Here is a 2,928-nt window from a genome sequence, read left to right as displayed (position 1 = left end):
ATAATTAAATTAACATAATAATACTTTGCAATTTTTATTATTTTTAGTATAATGTTTTGAAAGGATTGTATTATGTTTACTTATTTTGTTATAAAACGTATATTGAAAGGCATAATCATGTTTATAATACTTATGTTTATGTCATCTGCTATATTCAATACTGTAAGCGAAAAAACTTTAAAATCTCAGATAGAAGAAAATATAAATGCTGAAGTTAGAGGGCTTAGCAATATGCGTACTGAAGATATAGAGAATTTTATCAAAGAGAGAAGGGCATATTACTATGATATATATTGGCTTAATAGAAGTATAGGAGAGAGAATATTTATACGTGCTGTTAATACAATAACTTTTCAGTTTGGAAAATCAGCTATTATGATGGATTCTAACGGAAGCAGAGAAGTTATAAAAGTAATAGGAGAGGCACTTCCTCGTTCTATAATACTTTTTACAACAGCTTCAGTGATACAGATGATAATAGGACTCATAATAGGGCTTATAAAGGCAAGAAAAGCAGGAGGATTATTTGATAGGACTACAAGCATTATTACTATGATAGTATACGGCATGCCTACTTGGTGGCTTTCTATGATACTTATAATGGTATTTGTTTATAAGTTCAATTTATTTCCTTCTGGAGGAGTACATTCAATACCTGTACCTACTGGTATAATGTATTATTTGGATATGTTATGGCATATGTCTCTGCCTTTGATTACATTAACATTAATAGGATTCTGGGGGCTTTCATTTGTTGTAAGAAACATAGTATTATCCACTTTGCAGGAAGATTATATAATGGCTGCACGTGCCAGAGGAATATCCGAAAAGTCAGTTTTACTTGGTCATACTTTGAGAAGTTCAGCTCCTCCTATAGTTACTATAACATTATTAGGACTTCTTGGTTCTATTGCGGGCTCTATTATATTTGAGGGTATATTTTCTTGGCCTGGTCTTGGTAATCTTTATTGGATATCAGTTCAGCAAAATGATATACCTGTATTAATGGGTAATTTGGCTATCACTACAGCACTTTATCAATTCGGACTTGTAGTTCTTGATATATCCTACGGATTTTTAGACCCTAGAATAAAAGTAGGAGGCAAGTTATAATGAAAAATAATATAAGTAAAAAACTTGCTCCATTAATAGAGTTTTTTGAAGAGTTTAAAAAAGATAAAACAGGAGTTGTAGGTTTATGTATATTAGTTTTGGCAATATTAGTATCATTATTTGAGCCTTTGCTTTTAACCTATAAAGAAGCTCCTAAACGCTGGAGAGATATAACATATTGGCAGGATAACCCAGCTTCAGCAGCACCAGAGTGGCTTAATTTTTTTCAGAGAGAAAAGTCCGCTATTACTACAGATATAAAGGCTATAAATATTGAAACTAATTATATTGATAATCAATTAACTTATAAAGCAGTATTCGAATATGATTATAAATTTGATAAATCCCCAGTTGATTTAATTTTTCATGCAAATGTAAATGGTTCAGCTGCAGCAGTATGGACTGTTACAAGACCAGACGGGGCAATGATTACATTATCAGATAGTTTACATAATATAAACGGTGATTTGAGAATATCAGCCTTTAATGATTCAAAAAATAGAATATTTAGGTTTTACAGAGATTCTGTACCTAGAATGCTTGCAAGACAGATTGATACTCTTACTACCAATCCTATGAAAATACTTTTTAATACTAAAAAAGATGATATGGCTAAAGATTTTAAAGCATTAAAAGGTATTTACAAATTTGAAGTTTTGTTAAAGTTTTCGGATAACAATAATACGAGTTTTGAAAATCCATATATTGTATTAGTAGGCTCTATGTCTGGTATAATGGGTACTGATAATATGAAGCGTGATATATTTTCTGGGCTTGTATCAGGTCTAAAATGGGCATTATTTATAGGAATAGCTACAAGTTTTATATCGGTTATAATTGGTGTAATGTACGGGATAGTGTCTGCGTATTTTGGAGGAATAGTTGATAATATTATGCAGTTTATTTATCAGATATTTATAGGTATTCCAGTTCTTCCAGTGATGATAGTTATGAGTGCGATATTTAAACCAAGTATATGGACTATGATAATGATGATGATATTTTTTTCTTGGACTGGTTCTGTTATGACTGTTCGTTCTATGGCTATGCAGCTTAAAGAAGAAACCTATATTGAGGCAGCACGTACAATAGGGGCTGGGCATTTTAGGATAATATTTAATCATTTAGCTCCGCTTCTTCTTCCTTTTTCATTTGCTTCTATGGCTTTGGCTGTACCTTCTGCTATAGTTTATGAATCTTCTTTATCATTGCTTGGACTTGGAGATGCTTCTATAGTTACTTGGGGACAGATTCTGCATGATGCGATGAAAGGTTCTGCGGTGTTATCAGGGCTTTGGTGGTGGATAATACCTCCGGGCATATTAATTGCTATTTTAGGTATGTCATTTGCATTTTTGGGTTTTGCTTTGGATAAAATACTTCACCCTAAATTAAGGAGCAGATAATAAATGTTTAAAAAAATAATAATCTTTAATACACTTATATTTATTTTAATATCATGTTCAAACAAATCTAATATGGATATTGTACCAGTGGATTCTACTAAGTCTTTTTCTGTATTAGGTTATTGCACACCAGTACCAGAGAATGCTTTTAATGTCAGGTATTCTATTGTTAATAAAACTATTGCAGAGTCAAATTTTGATTATAATAATATTAATTTCTATTACAGAGCTTCAAAAAATTTAGATGAGCTTTTAGCATTGTATGATAATCTAAAAGAATATAAAACTTATACTGATAATGAAACAGGAATAGAAATAATAATGGAGACTTATAATAAAGAATATGCTGCTCATTGGAATGTTAAAGGAATATATTATTCTTTATCTGGAAAAGATGAGAATGAGCTTT

3 protein-coding genes are annotated in these 2,928 nt (G+C 30.9%); all 3 read left to right on the top strand.

Annotated elements, in window-relative coordinates; genetic code table 11:
* Nucleotides 1-72 precede the first annotated feature (72 nt).
* Nucleotides 73-1,113: an ABC transporter permease gene (locus tag KQ44_RS05065; RefSeq protein ID WP_096736494.1), complete on the top strand. Its 1,041-nt coding sequence runs from the start codon at nucleotides 73-75 to the stop codon at nucleotides 1,111-1,113.
* Nucleotides 1,113-2,519 carry an ABC transporter permease gene (locus tag KQ44_RS05060; RefSeq protein WP_096736493.1) on the top strand — a complete coding sequence of 469 codons (1,407 nt, stop codon included), beginning with the start codon at nucleotides 1,113-1,115 and terminating at the stop codon, nucleotides 2,517-2,519. The genes KQ44_RS05065 and KQ44_RS05060 overlap by 1 nt, the downstream gene beginning before the upstream one ends.
* Before the next feature lie 3 nt (nucleotides 2,520-2,522).
* The coding region (locus KQ44_RS05055) for a hypothetical protein (RefSeq protein WP_096736492.1) at nucleotides 2,523-2,928 on the top strand (406 nt) is incomplete at its 3' end.

The organism is Brachyspira sp. G79 (genome assembly GCF_002379365.1).
Taxonomy (GTDB): Bacteria; Spirochaetota; Brachyspiria; order Brachyspirales; family Brachyspiraceae; genus Brachyspira.
This window is presented reverse-complemented; position numbering and strand designations above follow the sequence as displayed.